This is a genomic window from Pseudidiomarina aestuarii, from assembly GCF_003987355.1.
GTDB classification, from domain to species: domain Bacteria; phylum Pseudomonadota; class Gammaproteobacteria; order Enterobacterales; family Alteromonadaceae; genus Pseudidiomarina; species Pseudidiomarina aestuarii.
Map to the genome: position 1 here is coordinate 15,398 of NZ_PIPR01000002.1, position 21,213 is coordinate 36,610.

The following is a 21,213-nucleotide window of genomic DNA, read 5'->3' on the forward strand; positions in this document are numbered from 1 at the left end:
TTTTTTAAGAAGTTTGCTATTCTACTGACTCGTGTCAAAAAAGCGAAATTTCACGATCAAAAAATCGCCAAAATTAGCAACTGGAGTTGTTCATTCCATGTTCCACATTGCCTTACATGAGCCGAAAATGCCTGCCAATACCGGCAATATCATTCGACTGTGCGCGAATAATGGCTGTTCACTGCACTTAATCGAACCATTGGGTTTTGATTTTGAGGAAAAAAAGCTACGCCGAGCGGGTCTCGATTATCACGATTTGAGCAATGTGAAGCGCTATCCCGATTACGCAAGTTTCAAGGCAGCTATGGGTGACCGACGTATTTTTGCTTGCACGACCAAAGGCAGCAGCTCTTATGCCGGCGCTCAGTATGCGGCTGATGATGTCTTATTATTTGGCTCTGAAACAAGCGGCTTACCGGACTCGATTTTGGCGCAATTCACGCCGGAATTTCGCATCCGGATCCCAATGATGCCGAATAATCGCTCATTGAATTTATCCAATGCGGTGGCAGTGATTAGTTTTGAGGCGTGGCGGCAACAGCAGTTTGCGGGCGGATGCTGAGTCCAAGTTTGGAGCGCTCGAGTTCCCGCTCGTTGTATATCTCTGCAATTTCACCAGAGCTCACCAGTTCGCGAAAACGCCGGTCAAAATAATCCCGCAGCGCGCGTCCTCGCGGCGTATCTTGAAACGCCACGTGAATAGGTAAGCTGTTGTGGATCAGCAAGCGCTCATAGGGCGTGTTGTTCCAGTCAGGCAAGTTCTCACGATAGTTGATCACCGCTCCTGCACGTTTTTCATCGAGCATGGCGAAGCAGTCGAGACTGCTATTGGCGAAGTAATAGTTCAGCCCCTCAGGTAAAAACTCACCGTACTGATAGCCGGCAACATGGCAAATCGGTTTTTCTAGAGTGCCGCTGCGGACCTGTTCCATATCCGCTTCTGTGAGCGTGAACACGTATAAGGGCCGGTCATAGTCAAAGTGCAGGCGTGAGACTATGGCATTTCTAGGTTGGTGGTGCGCATAGGTACCCACCAACATATCGAAGCGTTGATCACTAAGCCCAAAAATAGCGCGTAAATAGGTATTGGTGTTGATATTCAAATCAGCAGTAATGGGTTCGAATACGCGGCGAATAATGTCCCAATACTTGCCGGTGCCATCCAGATCGGTGTAAGTGCGCCAATAACCTGATGTGGCACTGACACTTTCGAAGGACAATGCTTGTTCTGCCGGCAGGCTGGTCGCAAAGGGTGTGACGCTATTGCGTCTGGAAATTCGGTCAATTTCACCGTCCAGCTGCAACCGATTGAATTCAGCTGCGAGCAGCGGAACTAAATGTTGGTAGCTTTTGTGCAGATAATGGAACGCCTGATTCTGCCAAAGTGGCACTACAATTCGATGACGGTCTTCGTAATAACCGAGCTGCCGTGCCTCAAAATCATTCATCAGCACCCCTTCTACGCGCTCATTTTCAAACATGAGGTGTAACTGATCGAGATCTTGAGCTGTAGCCGTTGCTTGGGTGTACTGGTAGTCCTTCAAAATAGCTTCGACGGACTGCATACCGCTGATATAGGCGATGCTATCGACTTGTTCTAAGTTGCAAATCCCACATTTGCGGCGGTCTGCAATCAGCACTATTTCAAATGAAAATAACGGAAAAGGCACCGGAATTAAGTTATTAAATTCACTTTCCAAGCCCGGTAACCGACCCAGTTCGCCGGCAATGCGACCGCTATTGGCTTCAACCAAGCTGCGCGTGCGCGGCATATCGACATAACCAACCCGAATCCCTAAATTGGCATAGGCTTTTTCGACCAGCTCGCGAACATAGTCCGTGAATGGACCATTTTCCGGTCGCCGAAAAACGACGTCGCGTACCGGCGGTACACGGCCTTGGTCAACTAAAGGCGATTCTTGGATGGGAAAGGGTGGGCGTTCGGCCTCATTCTTGAGTGGCACAAAAGGGACTTGCGCATGCGCAGGCAGGACGCTCGCGAACCACAGCGATGCACTTATTACCCCGATAATCAGGACAAGCAACCGAGCGAAATACGACACCAAACGACCTCAACCTACTGCAATAAAAAAGGCGCCACACGATTGTATGCGCGACGCCATTATACCAACTTCAGCGGCGTTTGGATAACGAGCAGTTAAAAGTGACTGTCAACGATGGCTTTGCCATCCTGAACCAGTTGCCGTCCGCGGCTCCACACATGTTGGATGTTCAACTTCGCATCGGCAAGCACCAGATCCGCATCTGCGCCGACACGAATGTGTCCTTTGTGAGTTAAGCCAAGCGTTCGTGCGGCATTAGTGCTGATTGCGCGAATGACAGTGGAGATATCAATACCGCGCTGCAGGGCTTCTTGTGCCGCCTCGGTGAGGCTCATAATCCGACCCACTTGCAGGCCACGTAGCCGGCCTTGCTCATCAAAATCAGGCAAGCTGGCATGACCGTCAGAGCTGAAGCTCAACTGCGTGTCGGCAACCCCAGCATGCTGCGCGCGCTCAAGACATTCAGCGGCACTGAGTTCACCCTGTGCTAACAATGCTGGAGTCGTGCTGGCGGTGACATCCAAGGTCATACCCTGCTCAGCGAGGCGAAAGCCAGTCTCAAGCAGACTCACATTTCGATTCAAATGGGTTGGATAGAACTGACTGAAGCGCACGTCATAATCCGCAACGGCAGTCTCAATACATTGTAACTGCTGACGGCCTTCGCCCACATGCACAAAAGTGATCCCGCCTTTACCGGCAAGCATTCCGCCGACACGTGCCTCAGCCGCTACTTTGGCCAGCTCGTGTGCACTTGGCTGTGAAGAGCGATGGTCGGCAATCGCCACTTCACCCACACCGATAAATTTATCGATGAGAATAATGTCGTCGCGAACCGAGCCGGTAATGGTGCGGGCAGGCAGCTCATAAGAGCCGGTATAGCAATAGGTGCTCAGGCCCTCAAAGTCTAAGGCGCGAGCTTTGGCCAGCATATCGGGTAAGGTGCGGGTGGTTGCGTCGGTTCCCAATGCCGCAATGACAGTGGTCACGCCCGCCAATGAAGCATCGCTCAACCGCATGGCTGGCGTGCGCGTATGGAAACCACCTTCGCCACCACCGCCACTAATATGCACCAGTGGGTCCACAAAACCGGGCACCAGCAGTGCGCCATCGGCATTGACTTCAAGCACATCAATGCCTTGCCCTTGCAGTGAGAGCGAACTGCCGATGGCTGCAATCTTGCCATCGGCAATCAGCACATCTTGGCGCCCCAGAGCTTCGGGCGCATACACTTGAGCGCCCTTAATTAAGGTTAGAAACATTAAACATATCCTATGGTTACGGCGACAACGATGGCTGCAGCGGAGAGCCCAAGCAGGCCCAACTGAAAGCGCCAAATCTGCCGCACCCACGTGCCCCAGTCCAGTTTGACTGCGCCTAAGCAGCCAATCAACGAGGCCGATGTGGGAATAATAATATTGGTCAGTCCGTCACCCAGCTGAAATGCCAACACTGAAATCTGGCGGCTGACGCCAACCAAATCAGACAACGGTGCCATCAGTGGCATGGTCAACGCGGCTTGGCCGGATCCGGATGAGATGAAGAAGTTAAACACCGATTGAAAGACCAGCATAAACAGTGCCGCAACGCCTGCCGAGAATTCGCCAATACCATTACCGGCATGATGCAAAATGGTATTGAGCACCGACGGTGAGGTCGGGTCATCGCCACCTAAGAGCAGTACCAGACCTTTGGCAAAGCCGACAATTAAGGCAGCCGGGAGTAAATCTTTGGCCCCTTGCTTGAATGCTTCCGCAGCGTCATTGGCAGTCATGCGTTTCCCGATAATCGCCCATAAGCCGCAGACCACGCCAATCACTAAAAACTGCGTCGCAAGCTCTGGAATGTAATAAGCGCGCGTCGTCACACCCCAAATAACCCACACTAAGCCGATTAAAAAGGTCAGCAGAATCAGCGTATCCAAATGGGTGTATGGTGATTTGGGCTCACTGTCCGCCGGTGCGTTTGTGCTCTCGTTAGCACTCGCATTGGCTGTCATCGGTTGGCGAATTCGTGCTGCATAACGCAAGGTGTAGGCTAAACCAAAGCCGGTGAATATCACCCACAGAATACCGCGATAGCCAGCACCCGAGAGTAACGGTACTTCGGCAATACCTTGGGCAATCGCGACACTGAATGGGTTCATCCAGGAGGTCGCAAACCCAATTTGTGTCGCCACATAAGTGATCAACACCGTGGTAATGGCGTCATAGCCCAGTGTTCGCAGTACTGGCAGCAGCACCAAGCAGAAGGCAATCGCCTCCTCGCCCATGCCAAAGATGGCACCGCCCAGCGAAAACAGCACAAACATGGTGATCAAAAATACTTGATTCAGTTTTTGTGTGCGCTGAATCAAAGCCAAGATGCCATGCTCGATAGAACGTGTTTGCAAAATAATGCCAAACGCCCCACCGACAACCAGAATAAAGGCAATCACTCCAATAGCAGAGCCCCACTTACTGCCAGAGACCATGCCCTCGAACGGCGCATTGGCAATGCCCATGTCGCCACCTTCGGCGAAGATCGGGCGCTGAAATGCGTCATCGGGTGCATACTGAAAGCTCGATGGGACAATAACTTCTCGTGTTTGTGGTTCGCCATCTATGATTCGTTCGACAGACTCCGTCGTAAACTGTCCAGCTGGCACCCACCATGCGGCGAGGCCAGCAGCCAACAGAATAAAGAATAAGATGACCAGCGCGTCAGGCATCCTGACGCGCGGTTGAGTAGCGTTCATGCGCTTGCTCCGTTAGAACCGGTAGGTCGCACTCAAACGATAGAAGCGGCCCATGGTGTCATGATTGTAGTGATCGACATTGGCACTGGTTCCAAAAGCGGTCGGTGCTTCACGGTCGAACAAGTTTTCGATACTAAGCCGAAGCGTCAGATCGCGACTGACATCATAGCCTACATGTGCGTTCACTTTTGTCCAGCTCGGCACTTGTCGATTGGCGCTAATTCCCAAACGGTCTAACTCGCTTTGGTTTAAGCCTTCGATATTGTCGTTGTATGCAGACGTATATTGCGCACTGACGCCACCGAACCAGTCATCACCACTCCAGCGTAAGCGACTGGTGATAATGGTATCTGGGTAACGCCAGTCACCGGCCAACTCCTCAATATCCGCTTCCTGTGATAACTGCCGTTCAAAGCTGAACAAATGGGTGGCATCGACCGTCCAACGTAAGCTGCCCATATCGTTCATGTCGAAATAATGGGTGTAGGTTACGTCCAAACCGTCGGTTTCTTGCTTGCCGAGGTTTTGCAACTGTAGATGAATGTCACCGGCAATGCGGCTATCAATCACACCGACGCCATTGTCACATTCTTCAAAACCAATCCCCTCGTTCAGGGTGGCTGGTAATTCACCACACTTGCGCAAGTCTGGGTCGGTTAAGCTGCGTAGCAACAAGAACTCGCCATCGACGCCAACAATGTTGTCGTGCTCAAAGCGCCAGTAATCAACGGTTAAGGTGATGTCACGCGACGCGCTCCAGGCAAAACCCGCGTTATAAGACTTCGCTTCTTCCGCTTCGAGGTTTTCATTTCCGAACACTTTGGTCAGGAAGGTGTTGTCTACATCGCCTTCAAAGCAGTAGTTGCCAATAAATTCAGGCTTACAATCCAGCACAAAGGAACTCAAGGTCACTTCAGCACCCACTTGTGAGAGTGACGGAGCGCGGAATGACTCGGCAAAGGATGCCCGTAAAATCAAGTCATCGGTCGCCGTGTAGCGGAAGGTCGCTTTCGGGTTGAAGTCGCCACCGAAGTCATCGTAATGGTCATAACGGCCGGCCAATTGCAGATCGAGCTTCTCAGTAATCGGCACAAACAGCTCACCGAATACCGCCCATTGATCCCGCTCGGCGCTGGCACCGGTCGAACCAAAGCCAATCACACCTGGGTCATAGTTGTTCTCAAAAGTACCGCGCGCAATCGGGTCAGGCGTATCGGTAATTTCCTCGCGACGGAATTCAGCACCCCAAGCCGCAGAAACGATGCCCGCATCGACATCAAATAACTCACCCGACATTTTGAAATCAAGACCCAACAACGTGGATTCACCGTTGCGCGGGACGCGCTCTTCAATCAAGCCGAGCACTTGTTCGTTGCCTGTTTGGCCATCGAACGGGTTAAACCAGATACCACCCTCCGATGGGCTACAGCCCAGAGAGCCATCTGCACAGAGCTCGCCTAATAGCGCAGCTTGGAACTTGTCTTCATTGATAATTCCAGCTTCAGCACGCTGCTCGGATTCGCTGCGTGAATAGCTGATTGCCGCTTCCCAGTCCCAGGCTCCGACATAACCATTCAGGCCGGTTACAATGCGATAAGCGGTAGTTTGGTTGCTGATAGTACGACCGTCGGCAAAGCGACCCCAAGTGAGAATGCGGTCATCTGGTGCGAAACCGAGATCATCGTATAAAGCGTCGTAACGAGCTTTGAGTTCGTCTGGGAAATCTGGATGGTCATAGGCCACCTCAAAGCCGCTGAACGGCGCGCCGGTTGAATTGCTGGTGGACTTGGTTTGGCCCCACATGATTTCGGTAAACCAATTCATGGTGCCCACTTGGGTGTTCAGATTTAAGCCTGCGCCGAGTTGCTCTAGGTCAGCATAGGTCGGTACCACCGCGTTTTGATTATACTCACAGTACTCACCAAACGAGCTGGTAGGGAAACCTTCGCGACCGTCATAACGAAGGTTGTCCGGACACGACTGTTCGACATAGTCGATGTCATCAAAGAACAAGGTGTTAAAGCTTGGGTAGATACCTTGCTGGCTCGGGAAAAAGCTCGTGGCGGTTTGCTCGCGGTCGCGGTCATACAAGGCATTGCGTTTGTAGTAGTCCAAGTAAGCGGTGACGTTGGTATCGCCAATATTGGTGCCGCCTACGAGGTTGAGATTGACCTTGTCATCGGAGCTACTGGCTTGGGAGTTGCCGTAACCGGCATTGATTTCAAAGCCTTCGTAATCCTTTTTCAGGATGTAGTTGATAACCCCAGCAATAGCGTCTGCACCGTAGGTAGCTGAGGCGCCGTTAGCGAGTATTTCAATACGCTCAATGGCGGCAAGTGGAATGCTGTTGATATCGACAAAGTTTTCGAAGTTATTGGCAAATGAGCTGGCGCTAATACGGCGACCATTGACCAACGTCAGTGTGCTCGATGCGCCCAGTCCGCGCAGCGAGGCCGCTGCTTGGCCCACAGGTGAATCGCCTTGCAGTGCGCCGCTGGAGCTGGTGTTGAAGCTACCGCTGCCGCCGCGTGTTTGCGCAACATACTTGAGTAGATCGCTGATGGTATCAGCCGGTGAGTTGGCAATTTCTTCGGCGTCGATGACGGTAAGTGGTTGTGCGCCTTCTAAGTCGACGCCTTTGATTTGTGAGCCCGTAACTTGAATTCGTTCGTCTGCTTCGGTCTCGGTGGTATCCGCAGTTTCAGCTTGCAGCGCAAGTGCCACCGGTGAGAGTGCGAAGGTTGCGAGTGCCGCTAAGGTTGCGGTCGTGGTTGTGTTGATAGACATAACTATCCCTCTGAATGCTTCTTATGATTTTTATAACTCAGGCACAGCTGTCGACACGCTCTTGGCGCAACAATGTAGCTCAGCACGATGCTCTGAGGATCTGGAATCTGGAAGAAGTCGAAGACGTGAAGCCCTCGTGATAATCCCTACGGATTATCGCGAAACGCTATTCGTCCCACCATTCGGAGAGATAGAAGTTACGGTAGTGGTATGCGCTTAAGCGACATGCTTTTTTCAACATACTCTGGCCTCCGTAATTCCTGTTTTGGTGTGAATTGAGTTGTAAACTTACAGCTCGATTGGTTGTCATAAGTTGACTGTATTAATAATTAGCATTAGGTTGTGCGGCTGTCAATTGAGCCAAAACAGAAGTAGCGGTGAAGGAGTAGGTTAATGAGTAACAAAGTTTGTAAGGTACTGCAGGGTGTCGCGGGAGCGCTGGCGTGCTTGCCAATGCTGGCTATGGCGCAGTCTGCAGAGGCTGAGCGCAGTGGCCCAGACTACCAATTGTTACTTGCTGGTGGCGCACTTTCCATCTGTTCGAGTATGGCCGCAAATAATTGTGACGAGGGTGGCTGGATCGACAATGAAGTGATGCGTGTCGACCGTTACATCAACCTTTCTGACAAATATACCAAGCCACTTCTTGATGACGACTATTGGCCGTTTAACCGTCGTGAAACACGCGATGAAGTGCGCGAAGCACTCGAAATTATTCGTGAACGTGTGAACGAAGACATTATGCCAGAGCGCGTGTTTGTGGATGAATTTACCCGTCGTGCCACCCAATATTTATACGAGAATTTAAGTGATTCGGAGTGGAATTTAATCCTCGATCATTTGGAAATGCCAGTGCCTGCGGGCATGCAAGAACAAGTGAATGTTGCCGAGTCACTGAACAAGGAAGCGGTTGGCGTGTTTGAGGAGTTTGTGGCGCAGGCTGAAAAGGTTCGTGGCACTGTTGCTGGTGGTGAAGACAAACCACGCATTGCCGTGATTACTGCTTCTGCGCGTGACCCTTATGACGCGGTCGATTTTTACGTGAACTTATTTGCTGAGCTTGGCGCTGAAGCGCAGTGGCTGCCGATTGATGCGGCGGTGTATGAAGCGCAGCGCAGTGGTAAATGTGATGCGATTAATGAGATCCGTGAAGAGCAGTTTGGCGCTTGGGATCGCAGCCGTGTGCATTCGGAGAAATACCAACAGCAAGTGGAATTCTGTAAGCGTGCTGGCGCCGGAATCGAGATGATTGAGAACGTCGATGCCGTATTTATCAACGGCGGCGACCAGAACCTTACGCGCAAAGCATTGCTGAATCCATTGAGCCAACCGTCACCCTTGTTGACCGAAATATACTCGCGGGTGAGCAGCGGTAACTTTGTGGTGGGCGGCACCAGTGCAGGTACTGCCGTGATGACCGCGAAGTCGATGATCACCAATGGCACCTCTGCAGAAGCGTTGAAGGCGGGTGCACGAGCAGCGGAACCACCGGTACCTGGCTGTAACAACAACGATTCGTGTCCGCGTGATATGAATCAAGACACGCTCACGTACCACCCACTCGGTGGCATCGGTTTGTTCCCATACGCGATTCTGGATACCCACTTTTCTGAGCGCGGCCGGCAAGCGCGGTTAATGCGCCTCGCCGCTGAAACTTTCACGCCCATGGCGATTGGCGTCGATGAAACGACCGCGCTGCAAGTGAACGTGTTGCGCAATGAGTTTCGGGTGATTGGTGAACGCGGAGTGTTCTTTGTTGTAGGCGCACAGCAAGCGACAAACGCCGTGGCATCAACCTTTCATTATTTGACCTCAGGGGCGTCGGGCCGCATTAGCGATCAAGATATCAATGCGGTGCGCTTCGCAACGGATGGTGACATTGTTCAAACCGAACCCACCACGCGCTTCCTAGATGACCGTGGCATGATTGATTCAATGCGGTTGCTATGTCGTGATCGCAAGCAGTTCAACTTGCTGCAGGGTGAATATCGGTTGACGGTATTAGCGGATGACAACACCCGCTCACAGATCTCAGGCGGCGAGTGTCAGGTCATGAATGGCCGAGTAGGGATAGCGCTGGAAACCCCAGAGAAATTCTAAAGACGTTGTTCGTTAATCGTTGTTCGTTGTTCGTGAGCCTCGTGGTTGTCTTGGGTTTATCGAACAACGACTAACGACCAACGCTCTTACGCGCTTATTCCGTACTTGGCGCGATATGCCTCTACCGCTGGCAGATACTGCTCGAACTCCGGCTCCTGACGGACGAATTCAATCACGTCGTTCAGCGATACGATGCTGATGACCGTTGCGCCGTAATCACGTTCCACTTCTTGAATTGCGCTTAGTTCGCCTTTGCCTTTCTCTTGTCGATCGAGGGCGATCAACACGCCCGCGAGTTGTGCGTTGTTGGCTTGCACAATCTCCATCGACTCACGAATAGCCGTACCTGCGGTGATCACATCGTCGACCAGCATTACTCGACCTTGCAGCGGTGAACCGACTAAGTTGCCGCCTTCGCCATGGTCTTTTTTCTCTTTGCGATTAAAGCAGTACGGAACATCTTTTTGGTAGGTATCGAACAGGGCGATGGCTGCTGCAGTGGCAATGGGAATACCCTTATACGCCGGACCAAATAGCAAGTCATATTCCACACCGCTGTCTTGCAGCGCCGCAGCATAAAAGCGGCCCAGCCGCGCCAAATCAGAGCCTTGATTAAACAATCCAGCGTTAAAAAAGTAAGGACTTACTCGCCCTGATTTCAGCGTAAATTCACCAAACTTCAGTACCCCGCGCCCCAGCGCGAACTGAATAAACTCTTTCTGATATGACTTCATGGAAAACCTCTGAGAGCGTTACTTGCTACTAGATATTAGCTACTCGAAAACCGAAACCTGTCGCGACGGTGTGCAAAGGGGTTTGCTAATAGCTAATATCCAGTAGCTAGTAGCAAACCCCTCAGGCGCTACGCGAGAGCGGCGCGCTGCTGATCCATTAGCTCGCGAATTGCATGCCGAGCCAGCTCCAACATCTCATTCATTTCTTCGAACGAGAACGGCTCACCTTCAGCAGTGCCTTGTACTTCAATCAGTTTGCCGTCTTCGGTCATGACGACGTTCATGTCTGTTTCCGCTTTTGAATCTTCCGGGTAATCCAGGTCAGCCACTGGCGTGCCGTTGTACATACCCACAGAAATAGCGGCGACCAAACCCTTCAACGGATTCGACTTCACCAGCTTCTCTTTGCGCATCCAGTTCAGTGCATCGACTAATGCCACGCAGGCACCGGTAATGGAGGCCGTGCGGGTGCCGCCATCGGCCTGGAGCACGTCACAGTCAATCGTGATGGTGTTTTCGCCAAGCGCCGATAGGTCAACACAGGCACGCAACGATCGGCCAATCAGGCGCTGAATTTCCACCGTGCGACCACCTTGTTTGCCGCGCGCAGCTTCACGATCCATCCGCGAATGCGTCGAGCGTGGCAGCATGCCGTACTCAGCTGTAACCCAACCCTGACCCTTGCCTTTCAAGAAGCGCGGGACACTTTTGTCGACGCTCGCCGTGCACAACACTTTGGTGTCGCCAAACTCAATCAACACCGAGCCTTCGGCGTGTCGCGTGTAATTCCGGGTAATGGTTACCGGGCGAATTTGTTGCGAAGTACGACCGCTTGGACGCATGCTGCGCTCCTTAACTTGTCTTGGATAATTTTCGGGCTGGCATTATATCAGAACCTTTTGCAGTTTGCGCCGCTGCACAGGTGATGTGCTTACTTTCTGTTGGTCGCGGGTTGAGGTACACTGAGCGCTGCTAAATTTGAGGTAGTGAGGGTACGACATGATTCAAAGTATGACCGGATATGCGCGGCATGAGATGAAAGCCGAGTGGGGCAATGCGGTGTGGGAAATGCGCTCGGTCAATCAGCGCTTTTTGGAAACCTACTTCCGGTTGCCAGAGTCATTTCGTAGCCTAGAGAACAACTTGCGTGAACGTCTGCGGAAGCAATTGCAGCGTGGCAAGGTGGAATGTTCACTGCGTTTGACCATTGAACAAGGCGGACAAACCTCGCTCAACCTCAATGAAGAACTCGCCAAAAGTGTCATTTCATCCGCGAATTGGGTCGCGAATCAGTCCGCTAGTGCCGTGTTGAATCCCATTGATGTGTTGCGCTGGCCAGGTGTGGTTGCGCAGCAAGAAGACGACATGGACACCATTCAAGCCGACGTGCTCACCGCCTTTGAAACCACATTGGCAGAATTTATCGAGAACCGCGAAAGCGAAGGTGCCGCATTGCAGCGCTTGCTCGAAGAGCGACTCGAAGGCGTGTCTGAGCGTGCCGGATTTGTCCGTACCCACATGCCAGAAGTGATGAAGTGGCAGCGTGAGCGCCTCATGACGCGCCTCGAAGAAGCCAAAGTTGAACTCGACCCACAACGCCTTGAAGCCGAAATGGTCATGCTGGCGCAGAAAGTCGACGTTGCCGAAGAGCTCGACCGCCTCGATGCCCACGTCAAAGAAACCCAAAAAATCCTCCGCAAAGGTGGCGCCTGTGGCCGCCGTCTCGACTTCATGATGCAAGAGTTCAACCGCGAAGCGAACACCCTCGGCTCCAAGTCCATCAACGCCGACATCACCGCCGCCGCCGTCGACCTCAAGGTCCTCATCGAGCAAATGCGCGAGCAGATCCAGAATGTCGAGTGATTTGCAATAAAGCCTGACGTTTTGCGTCAGGCTCTGTTAATTGATTTGTCGAAGAGTTCCCATCTCGGTGCGTGCAGTGTTCGGTCCGGTCATCGTGTAGCGCATTGTCATACCTTCTGCAAATTCGCTGACATAAGTTACGAGCACGTCACGACCTTCCATCTCATATTTGACTTTCTCAATGACACCAAGAGTCTCGGTTTCCCCATCGCGGAACGTTATAGTCATTGGCGCATAACCTGACATGCGCCAAGTTCCCTCCAGTGGTCCAGGGCTTGATTTTCCGCTACATGCTGAGACCGAGTAGAATGATCAAAACAAGAATTAAGCTTTGTGCGTGATTTTTCATGTTAAATCCTTTTGAAGTTATCCTTGGAGCTACGCTGCATTTTCAATCATATTCTAGTTGTATACCCGCTCAAGACATCTATTTAGAGAATCATACTCCCAAAATTCGACATCTGATGGAATGAGATGGCTATTTGTTCGCAGATAATAACTTAGCAATGTTTCATTTCGCTTCTCAGAGAAGTCTCGAAGTACCACCATAATCTTTCGGAATTTTGCTGGCGCTGCGAGGAAGTAATACATAGCTTCATTCCAAGTGGTCATTTTGGCACTGGGTACATTATTTCCTGAAGTCCATCGGTGTGATTTGCATTCGACTAGAATGCGTTGTTCTTCACAACCAAGGTCGAATGCGTGCCCCTTTTTGGAGCCAGCGATTCCCACTTCTACAGAGACATTTTTTTGAAGGCGCATGCCGAGGTCTGCGAAGGCTTGCAAGACAGCAGACTCGAAATCCCGACCTACATGGGCATTCGAGATAGAGCCGATTCTTTGATGTGGCTTATCCTTTGGATCTTGACGTGGCCTCAAGCTTACTTTCTTATGCCGTTCGCAAAGCGTTGCCCAGAATAATTCATAAGGCATTACATTTTCGTGTTTCGCCTTCCAATGTGCGTCAATACCCGTCCAACCGTCGCCCATAAATACATGACCGCAAACTGGGCAATGCTTCTCATCATTGAATGGAGTGTTTTTCTCACAGCAGAAGCAAGTCATCCAGATATCCTATATCACTGCGCACTATGTTTGTGCTTTTCATTCACTTGTCGTTTTAACTAAATTGCACTCGAGAACTACATATTTTTCGCTATTTTCAGGGCGATAAGCAAGAACGTGATTTAGTGATTTATCAAGAAAAACAACACCTTTGACTGTACTATCAAATTGACACGGATGATGGTTATTAAAATCCAATGTTGTAGCTGTTTTCTCAACTATAGTTGATATATTGGAGCCGGCAACAACACTGATAATCAACAGTACATAGCTGCTGATAAAAAAACTAAACTGAGTAACATGTAATTCTCGGTCAGCATCCGTATGAGCAGCTAAGTTTGTAGCTTTAACCTTAGCTGAGCTTTTGGTATTTTTTTTGAGGTTGAGACTAAGAACTGAAATTACTAGCAGCACCATTGAGAGAATTAGTGTATACGGTGCTGCGACTAACGCAACTGCAATAGGCTTAGTGTAACTGAAATGGCTTGGGTCTATCCCAAAATGTTGATTCAAAAGAATATTAGCTTGCCCGCCAAGACTGAAGACCAATAACGTCACGATTGCCGACCAAAATAGGGCGGGCTCCCACTTTTGGTTAGAAAATCTGCGAGAAAATCTATTTATTAGTGGAGTGAATGAGCAGTACAAGCATAAAGCTCCAGCTACGACGAACATCCAGAATATGCTTTTCCAAACAATTAACAACGCTAACGACAGTGAGAAGATCGTACAGCCGATAATTCCAGAAAGCTGATGGATCTTGTATGCGTGAAAACCTCTCTTTGCAAGCATGTATAACCAGACTGTAGTCATAACAACTATAAAGCTTGTGGCCATGTAAAATTGAATGTACTGGAGGCGTTTCAAAGTGAAGTCCTCCAATTGCCACCAATTGTGTTGAGCTACCAAGATAGTTGCTGATAAACCGATAAAAGAGATTGCTATCAGTAGTGCGGTGCTAAATAGAATTTTGCGAATCAAGTTACTATGCTCCATCGGTACTTTGAAATTTCAGAGATCCAAATTATCAACAAACTCTGGTAATGTACGTCATAACTTACAACTTTTAAAACCATCACGTTTCTTCAATCAAGACAGTTTGGGAAAGGTCGGGTCCGACTTGGATTAGTGAACATGGAGCACAGGGATGCAGTCAGAGGCTGATACTAGGGCAAGTTATATTGACCCCGCTCTTGCGGCGGCAGATTGGAAGCCCGCGAACGTAATTCGCGAACATTATTTTACTGACGGCAGAAAGCTTGCCGGAGGTGTTCGTGGACGACGTTGCTTCGTCGATTATCTGCTTCATAAAGACAATCGCTATCTCGCCATTGTCGAGGCTAAAAAGGAGTCGGAGCATCCCACTAAAGGGCTTCAACAAGCCATAGATTATGCCAACAAACTTTTGGTGCGTTTTGTCTACTCAAGTAACGGTAAACAGACGTATGAGTTCGACCTCGAAACGGGAAAAGGTGAGTATGTCGAGTTTTATCCGACACCTGAGGAGTTGGAGAAACGTTACGCTGGTAAAAACTCCAATCTAGGCCAAGAGCTTCGGAACGTACCTTTTCATTTAGAAGGCGCTATGCAGCCGCGATACTATCAAGAGCTTGCTGTACATGCGGCTACCGACGCAATAGGGCAAGGTAAGTCCCGAGTACTTTTGACGTTGGCTACAGGAACCGGCAAAACGTTCATCGCGTTCCAGATTGTTCACAAGCTATTTCAGTCTCGCTGGAATAAAGATGACCCGGGTTCAAGACGCCCCCGAATTTTATTCTTAGCTGATCGAAATATACTCGCTGACCAAGCAATAAATACCTTTAATCCCTACGAAAAAGATCTCATTAAAATTAACGGAGAAGAGGTTCGTAAACGGTCAGGCGTTGTCCCAACTAATGCGCATATTTTCTTCGCGATCTATCAAGCGATTGCCGAGCGTGAAAACATTGAAGGCTATTATAAGTCATATCCAAGTGACTTTTTTGATCTCATCATGATAGATGAATGCCACCGAGGCAGCGCCAACGAGGAAGGCTCCTGGCGAGCAATTCTTGACCATTTTAGCAGTGCGGTGCATGTCGGTTTAACGGCTACCCCAAAACGTGAAGCGAACGTTGATACCTATGATTACTTCGGCAAGCCAGCGTTTGAATATTCTCTAAAAGAAGGCATAAATGATGGCTTCTTAACGCCATACCGGGTCAAACGAATACGTACTAACCTAGATGAGCTTGTCCTGACAAAAGACGATCAAATTCTCGAGGGTGAGTCGGGCCAAGACGTCTATGAAGTAAAAGATTATGATCGGAAAATAACCGTCGATGATAGAACAGATTTAGTCGCAAAGGCAATCGTTGACCATATCAAGCCGCTTGATAAAACCATAGTCTTTTGCGAAGACCAGAATCATGCGCTCACGATTCGCGATATGATTAATCAGTATAAAAAAATAAGAGACCCGCATTACTGCGTTCGAGTGACCAGCGATGAGGGAAAGGTTGGTCGGGAGCTTTTGGAGAAATTCCAAGACAACGATAAAGACATTCCAACCATTCTCACTTCGTCACAGATGCTTACCACTGGCGTGGATGCACGTAACGTGAGGAACGTCGTTCTTGATCGTACCGTTGGGTCAATGGTTGAGTTTAAACAAATCGTTGGTCGCGGAACCCGTGTTTTTGATGGTAAAGATTATTTCACTATTATCGATTTTCGTGGTGCGACCAATAAGTTTTATGACAAAGATTGGGATGGCGAGCCAGAGGCTCCTGAGCCAAATGAAGCGCGTGAACCAACACCAACTCCCTACCCACCTTCAGAAGCTGACGACAGTGGTAACACATCAGATACTGAACGAAAAGAGCCCAAAACACGATTGAAGGTAAAGCTGGGCAAACACCGAGAGATTAAGGTCATTGATGTAGAGACTCGCTACATTGATGAAAACGGGAAACCTCTCACTGTACAGGAGTTTGTCGAACGCCTAATAAATCAGTTACCTGGGCTATTTAAGTCAGCTGACGAACTGAGGAGAACTTGGTCCGATCCAGATGAACGCGAGACTTTGCTTGCGAAATTGGTGCAAGCGGGGTTCGACAAAGAGCAGTTAACTGCTCTTCGACGTATGTTTGAAGCCGAAGACTGCGACATCTTTGATTTATTAGCGTTTCTTGCTTTTGAGCAGCCCATGGAAACCAGGAAAGCACGAGCCGACAACCTACGTACTAACAGAGCTTTCTTTAGCCAATACCAGCATGAAAAAGCTCAGAAGTTTTTGCATTTTGTACTCAACCGATATGAAAAGAGCGGAAGCACAGAGCTATCTCGTGAACGGCTACCTGCGTTGATAGAATTGTCGGGGTTGGGCACCACAAAAGATGCATCCAAAGCATTTGGCGGTAAACCAGCATACTTGCTAGCCGCTTTTAAACAATTACAGCAACAGCTTTATGACGTGAATTAAAATGGAATTAACTTTAGCCCCGAATCCACTCCACGATCAGACGCAAACTTTGACAATCGACAAAGTGGCAACGTTGATTGGTGAAAATGGCAGCGGGAAATCAAGTATCTTACAGTCAGTCTTTGAAGATCGCATCAAAGCAGGTCGAGCTCGTGACTATCGAGTAGTCTGCTTTTCCAGTGGGCAAAATGAGTCGTTCTCTAAAGCCTTTTCTTCGTATTTGAAGAAGTTAAAGAGAGCTGATGATGCTGAGCAGGTTTATGCGTATTTTTATGATAAATCTTGGTCCAAGATACTTATTTTCCTTGCAAGCACGTTAATGAAAACTGGTAAGGTCAGAGATTTCCTTCTCGAAAAAGGTTACACAGCGGAAAGCGAAGATGGCTACAAAGATGATATACATTCAACTCTCTCTATTCAATTTCGCATTCAAAGCGCGTATGTGACGCAAATTCAGCAGGCACTTAAGAGAGAAGAAAAAGGTGAAACAGACACCTTTCGTCAAACGGTATTTCATCGGAATTTAGCAAACTTTATTGAGGAGTGTATCGATGAAGAGTACGAATTCGAGGAAACCATAAGAAGTCGCACTGTGCGGCTACAATCGGGACAGATTACTCGAATACATTTCTTATCAAACCTATTTGACGACCCGACAAGAGAAGAGCCGATACCGGATGTATACAGAGAACTGCCAGCGGTTGATTTCTTTACCCAAGCAGCTAGAACAGACGATTTTATACCTAGGTCGAAAATAGGCTTAACTTTCAAAGAAGGTTTAGATTTGGATGATTTGAGTGACGGTGAATACCAGCTCTTATTCCTATATGCATTAATCGATCTCTTTGATGCCGAAAATGCACTATTCCTTCTGGACGAAGCTGATTCGCACCTCCATTACAAGAACGTTGAAAAGCTTTGGTCCTTATTACATAGCATCCAAGGTCATGCCATTACGACAACACACTTGCTGGATTCCATTTCTGCTAAAGAAAACCGCATTGAACACCTAAAAGTTGTAGAAAATGGTCGCATCAATGAAGACAACAAAATCAAACGGCTAATTAGCCGACTCAGTGTGTTATCTCGTGCCAAATCCGTTGAGTTTGAAGTATGTGGCAAGCTGCCCAGTATTGCTTTGTTAGATGACTATAACGACTGGATTATTTTTACCAAGTTGGCAGAGCGTGCAGGCTTGGACGTAGAACGCTTATCTGATGTTCATGCCATGAAAAAGTCATCCAGCTATGCATCTGCTAGCGAGACTTTTGGTAAAGGTAAAATTGATTGGTTACACGGCCTAAGCAAGATTGAGTCATCACTTGTAACAACAAAAGTTTTCCTGATTTGTGACAGAGATGAAGCTGCTCTCGAATGGAATGCCAATGATGGTGTGCAGATCAATGGGCGTAGCTATCGTAAGCTACTAGCTGCAGTTCAATGGCCTCGCGGCTCGAGTGTCACACCATATTTATTAGCCTGGAAGCGCCGCGAAATTAAAAACTACTTGCTTTCATATACAGCTTTAGCGCACTACGGTGCAGTGGAACAGATCAATAACCCTGAATTGGTTAGAGCACCATACTATCTACAAGAAAATGAACGGGGTGACAATGAAGATATTGGCCGTCTTAACGCAAAACCCGTTATAGATCCGCTGATTAACAGCGATGAAGCAGGGCTCGATTACGAAAAACTTCAAACTTATGTCGACCTGATTCCACCTCAAGAGATCAGTGAAGACATCACAAACATGTATAATTTTATTACTGGAAAACTATAAATCATGTCATTACAGCAAAAGATCGATCGTATTACCGACATATTACGTCGCGATGATGGCATCAGCGGTGCTATGCACTATACAGAGCAAACCTCATGGGTTCTGTTTTTAAAATTTCTGGATGATTATGAGTCTGAAAAAGAGGACGAGGCAGTCTTATCCGGCAAAGAGTATCAACCAGTTCTTGATTACGAGCACCGTTGGTCTAATTGGGCCTGTCCGAAAACAGACAATGGAAAACCGGATATTAATAAAGCTCGTACTGGTGATGATTTGACCAATTACGTTAATAATGAACTGTTTCCGTACTTAAAAGGATTTGCGAATGCGGCGGCGACGGGCGCAGCGGCCGACCCGAAGTCGTTTAGTTATAAAATAGGTGCCATCTTTCAGTATTTAGATAATAAAATCGCTTCTGGTCACACGTTGCGAGAAGTGTTAGATATTGTTGATAACTTGAATTTTCAGTCAGAGACAGACCTGTTTGAACTGTCATTAGTATACGAGGGCCTTTTACAGAACATGGGCGATGCTGGAGGGTACGCGGGAGAGTTCTATACTCCCCGTCCAGTTGTCCGTGCCATGCTTCAAGTTGTTGACCCTCAGGCTGGCCAAACGATTTATGACGCTGCTGCGGGTTCTTGCGGATTCTTAGTGGAAGCCTTTGAGCACCTAAAAGCAAAGAGAAACGAGCTTTCAACTCAAGAGTGGGATTTTATTCAGCGCGATACTTTTTTTGGCTTTGAAAAGACTTCTCTAGCTTATGTTATGGGAATGATGAACATGATTTTACATGGCATCGAGTCGCCCAACCTGTTTCGTGGTAATACGCTGACTCAAAATATCCGCGATATTCAGGAAAAGGACCGTTATGACATTATTCTTGCGAATCCACCATTCGGTGGAAAAGAGAAGTCGCAAATCCAGCAAAACTTTCCTATCCAAAGCAATGCAACGGAGTTGCTGTTTTTGCAGCACTTTATGAAAACGCTGAAGAGTGGTGGTAAAGCAGCCATCATAGTCCCAGAAGGCGTACTGTTTCAAACCAACAGTGCTTTTAAACAAGTAAAACAAGAGTTGCTGGAAAATTTTAACCTGCACACCATTTTAAGCCTGCCAGCTGGAGTATTTTTGCCGTATTCAGGCGTTAAAACCAACGTACTGTTTTTTGAGCGCAGCGGCGGTACCAGCGATGTGTGGTACTACGAATGCGAGCCCGAGCAAAAGCTCACTAAAAACAAACCGATCACCGATGACCACCTAAAAGAGTTTGTCGAGCTGTATAGCAACCGCGAAACTACCGAACGCTCCTGGACAATTTCAGCCAGTAAATTAGCTGAAGACTATGATCTATCTGCCAAAAACCCAGCTAAGCAAAAAGATACCGAGCACCTAGCGCCAAGCGATATTCTCAAACAAATCCGTAATAAGGAAAAGTTGGTGTCTAGCCTCTTAGACGAAATTGAAGACCTGTTGGTGGAGAAGTAAGCATGGAGCAGGTTCTATATTCATTGCCGGATGACTGGGAATATAAGAAGCTTAAAGCACTCATAAAAATGCACTATGGCAAGGCATTGAAAGCATGTGATCGTGTTGAAGGTGAAGTGCCTGTATTTGGCTCTAATGGTGTTGTAGGAAGCCATAATGAGTGCTTGTGGTCTGAACCTACGGTTGTTATTGGTCGAAAAGGTTCAGTTGGTGAAGCAAATTTCTCTCTCACTCCTTCATGGACGATTGACACTGCGTACTATGTAGAAATTATCGACCACGACGTATTAGATCTAAAATATTTCTTTTATTTTGCAGATCGGTTCGATGCTTCGTCTATCTCCCAAAAAGGGGTTAAACCAGGTATTAACCGAAATGATTATTTGGATTTGAACCTCCCTCTGCCTCCATTCAGTGAACAAAAACGCATCGTTGAAAAACTCGATGCATTGTTCACGCGCATCGACACCGCCATAGAGCATTTGCAGGAAAACCTTGTCACATCGAAGTCGTTGTTAGCTAGTGCGTTGTTCGAGAAATTTCACCAAGAAGTTAACTCAACGCCCATTAAAGAAATTTTCAATGTTTATAACGGGCGAGCCTATAAAAAATCCGAGCTTCTTGATTCGGGAAAATACAAAGTAATACGAATTCAAAACCTTAAAGGTGGCGAAAACTACTATTACTCTGATTTAGAACTTGATGAAAGCAAATACTGCGAAAGTGGCGATTTACTTTTTTCGTGGTCAGGCACTCCTGGTACTTCTTTCGGCGCGTTTATTTGGAACGACGAAAAAGCGATTTACCATTACCACATTTGGAAAATGGAGCCAAAAGTAGAGATAGCACCCAGATATGCTTATTGGGTACTAAAAGATATCACTGAAGAGGCAATAGCAAACGCCCGAGGCGTAGCTGGCATGCTTCATATCACTAAAGGGACAATGGAGTCATTTATTGTTTCATTACCGTCATATCAAGCCCAGCAGAAAGTTGCAAAGGAACTGGACGAACTTGCTTTGAAATCAGAGCAATTACAGACTGAAATCAGCTCAAAAATTGAATCTCTTAAGCATCTTAAAGCATCAATTCTCGATTCAGCATTTAAAGGTGAGCTCTAAGGAGGG

General features: G+C 48.3%; 16 protein-coding genes. 7 read left to right on the plus strand and 9 right to left on the minus strand.

Going from position 1 to position 21,213, the window contains the following annotated elements; translation table 11 throughout:
* Nucleotides 1-97: 97 nt before the first annotated feature.
* Nucleotides 98-562, plus strand: coding sequence for a tRNA (cytidine(34)-2'-O)-methyltransferase (locus tag CWE22_RS08925; protein WP_169931089.1), 465 nt, complete (start codon nt 98-100; stop codon nt 560-562).
* Here CWE22_RS08925 and CWE22_RS08930 read toward each other — a convergent pair.
* From CWE22_RS08930 to CWE22_RS08945, 4 genes are all read right to left on the minus strand, one after another.
* A complete protein-coding gene (locus CWE22_RS08930; protein ID WP_169931090.1) occupies nt 516-2,063 on the minus strand; it encodes a type 2 periplasmic-binding domain-containing protein in 1,548 nt (515 codons plus the stop codon). The two genes, CWE22_RS08925 and CWE22_RS08930, sit on opposite strands and share 47 nt — an antisense overlap.
* Nucleotides 2,064-2,158: 95 nt before the next feature.
* Entirely contained in the window at nt 2,159-3,325 is a 1,167-nt protein-coding gene (gene iadA / locus CWE22_RS08935; RefSeq protein ID WP_169931091.1) for a beta-aspartyl-peptidase, read from the minus strand.
* Complete coding sequence (yfcC, locus tag CWE22_RS08940; RefSeq protein WP_169931092.1) at nt 3,325-4,800, minus strand: putative basic amino acid antiporter YfcC; 1,476 nt, start codon at nt 4,798-4,800, stop codon at nt 3,325-3,327. The genes iadA and yfcC overlap by 1 nt, the downstream gene beginning before the upstream one ends.
* Before the next feature lie 12 nt (nt 4,801-4,812).
* On the minus strand, nt 4,813-7,587 hold the full coding sequence (locus CWE22_RS08945; RefSeq protein ID WP_169931093.1) for a TonB-dependent receptor plug domain-containing protein: 2,775 nt from the start codon (nt 7,585-7,587) through the stop codon (nt 4,813-4,815).
* Nucleotides 7,588-7,980: 393 nt separating this feature from the next.
* Between CWE22_RS08945 and CWE22_RS08950 the strand changes: the two genes are divergently transcribed.
* Nucleotides 7,981-9,687, plus strand: a complete 1,707-nt coding sequence (locus tag CWE22_RS08950) for a cyanophycinase (RefSeq protein ID WP_169931094.1) — start codon at nt 7,981-7,983, stop codon at nt 9,685-9,687.
* An 86-nt stretch (nt 9,688-9,773) separates the two neighbouring features.
* Here CWE22_RS08950 and pyrE read toward each other — a convergent pair whose 3' ends face one another.
* Both pyrE and rph read right to left on the minus strand, forming a co-directional pair.
* The gene (gene pyrE / locus CWE22_RS08955; RefSeq protein ID WP_169931095.1) at nt 9,774-10,421 is read right to left on the minus strand and encodes an orotate phosphoribosyltransferase; all 648 of its coding nucleotides are present in this window, start codon (nt 10,419-10,421) and stop codon (nt 9,774-9,776) included.
* Between the two features lie 128 nt (nt 10,422-10,549).
* A complete protein-coding gene (rph, locus tag CWE22_RS08960; RefSeq protein ID WP_169931096.1) occupies nt 10,550-11,263 on the minus strand; it encodes a ribonuclease PH in 714 nt (237 codons plus the stop codon).
* Between the two features lie 157 nt (nt 11,264-11,420).
* Here rph and CWE22_RS08965 point away from each other — a divergent pair, with 157 nt between their 5' ends.
* Complete coding sequence (locus CWE22_RS08965; protein ID WP_169931097.1) at nt 11,421-12,284, plus strand: YicC/YloC family endoribonuclease; 864 nt, start codon at nt 11,421-11,423, stop codon at nt 12,282-12,284.
* 36 nt (nt 12,285-12,320) lie between these two features.
* Here CWE22_RS08965 and CWE22_RS08970 read toward each other — a convergent pair whose 3' ends face one another.
* The 3 genes from CWE22_RS08970 to CWE22_RS08980 all read right to left on the minus strand — a co-directional run bounded on the left by CWE22_RS08970 (nt 12,321) and on the right by CWE22_RS08980 (nt 14,330).
* Complete coding sequence (locus CWE22_RS08970) at nt 12,321-12,512, minus strand: hypothetical protein (protein ID WP_211618680.1); 192 nt, start codon at nt 12,510-12,512, stop codon at nt 12,321-12,323.
* 174 nt (nt 12,513-12,686) lie between these two features.
* A complete protein-coding gene (locus CWE22_RS08975; protein WP_211618682.1) occupies nt 12,687-13,349 on the minus strand; it encodes a hypothetical protein in 663 nt (220 codons plus the stop codon).
* Between the two features lie 39 nt (nt 13,350-13,388).
* A complete protein-coding gene (locus CWE22_RS08980; protein WP_169931099.1) occupies nt 13,389-14,330 on the minus strand; it encodes a hypothetical protein in 942 nt (313 codons plus the stop codon).
* Nucleotides 14,331-14,496: 166 nt separating this feature from the next.
* Here CWE22_RS08980 and hsdR point away from each other — a divergent pair, with 166 nt between their 5' ends.
* From hsdR to CWE22_RS09000, 4 genes are read left to right on the plus strand one after another with little or no spacing between them, the layout of a single operon-like run.
* Nucleotides 14,497-16,815 carry an EcoAI/FtnUII family type I restriction enzme subunit R gene (hsdR, locus tag CWE22_RS08985; RefSeq protein WP_169931100.1) on the plus strand — a complete coding sequence of 773 codons (2,319 nt, stop codon included), beginning with the start codon at nt 14,497-14,499 and terminating at the stop codon, nt 16,813-16,815.
* A 1-nt stretch (nt 16,816) separates the two neighbouring features.
* On the plus strand, nt 16,817-18,598 hold the full coding sequence (locus CWE22_RS08990) for an ATP-binding protein (RefSeq protein WP_169931101.1): 1,782 nt from the start codon (nt 16,817-16,819) through the stop codon (nt 18,596-18,598).
* A 3-nt stretch (nt 18,599-18,601) separates the two neighbouring features.
* Nucleotides 18,602-20,086, plus strand: a complete 1,485-nt coding sequence (locus tag CWE22_RS08995) for a class I SAM-dependent DNA methyltransferase (RefSeq protein ID WP_169931102.1) — start codon at nt 18,602-18,604, stop codon at nt 20,084-20,086.
* 2 nt (nt 20,087-20,088) lie between these two features.
* Entirely contained in the window at nt 20,089-21,207 is a 1,119-nt protein-coding gene (locus tag CWE22_RS09000) for a restriction endonuclease subunit S (protein ID WP_169931103.1), read from the plus strand.
* Nucleotides 21,208-21,213 lie beyond the last annotated feature (6 nt).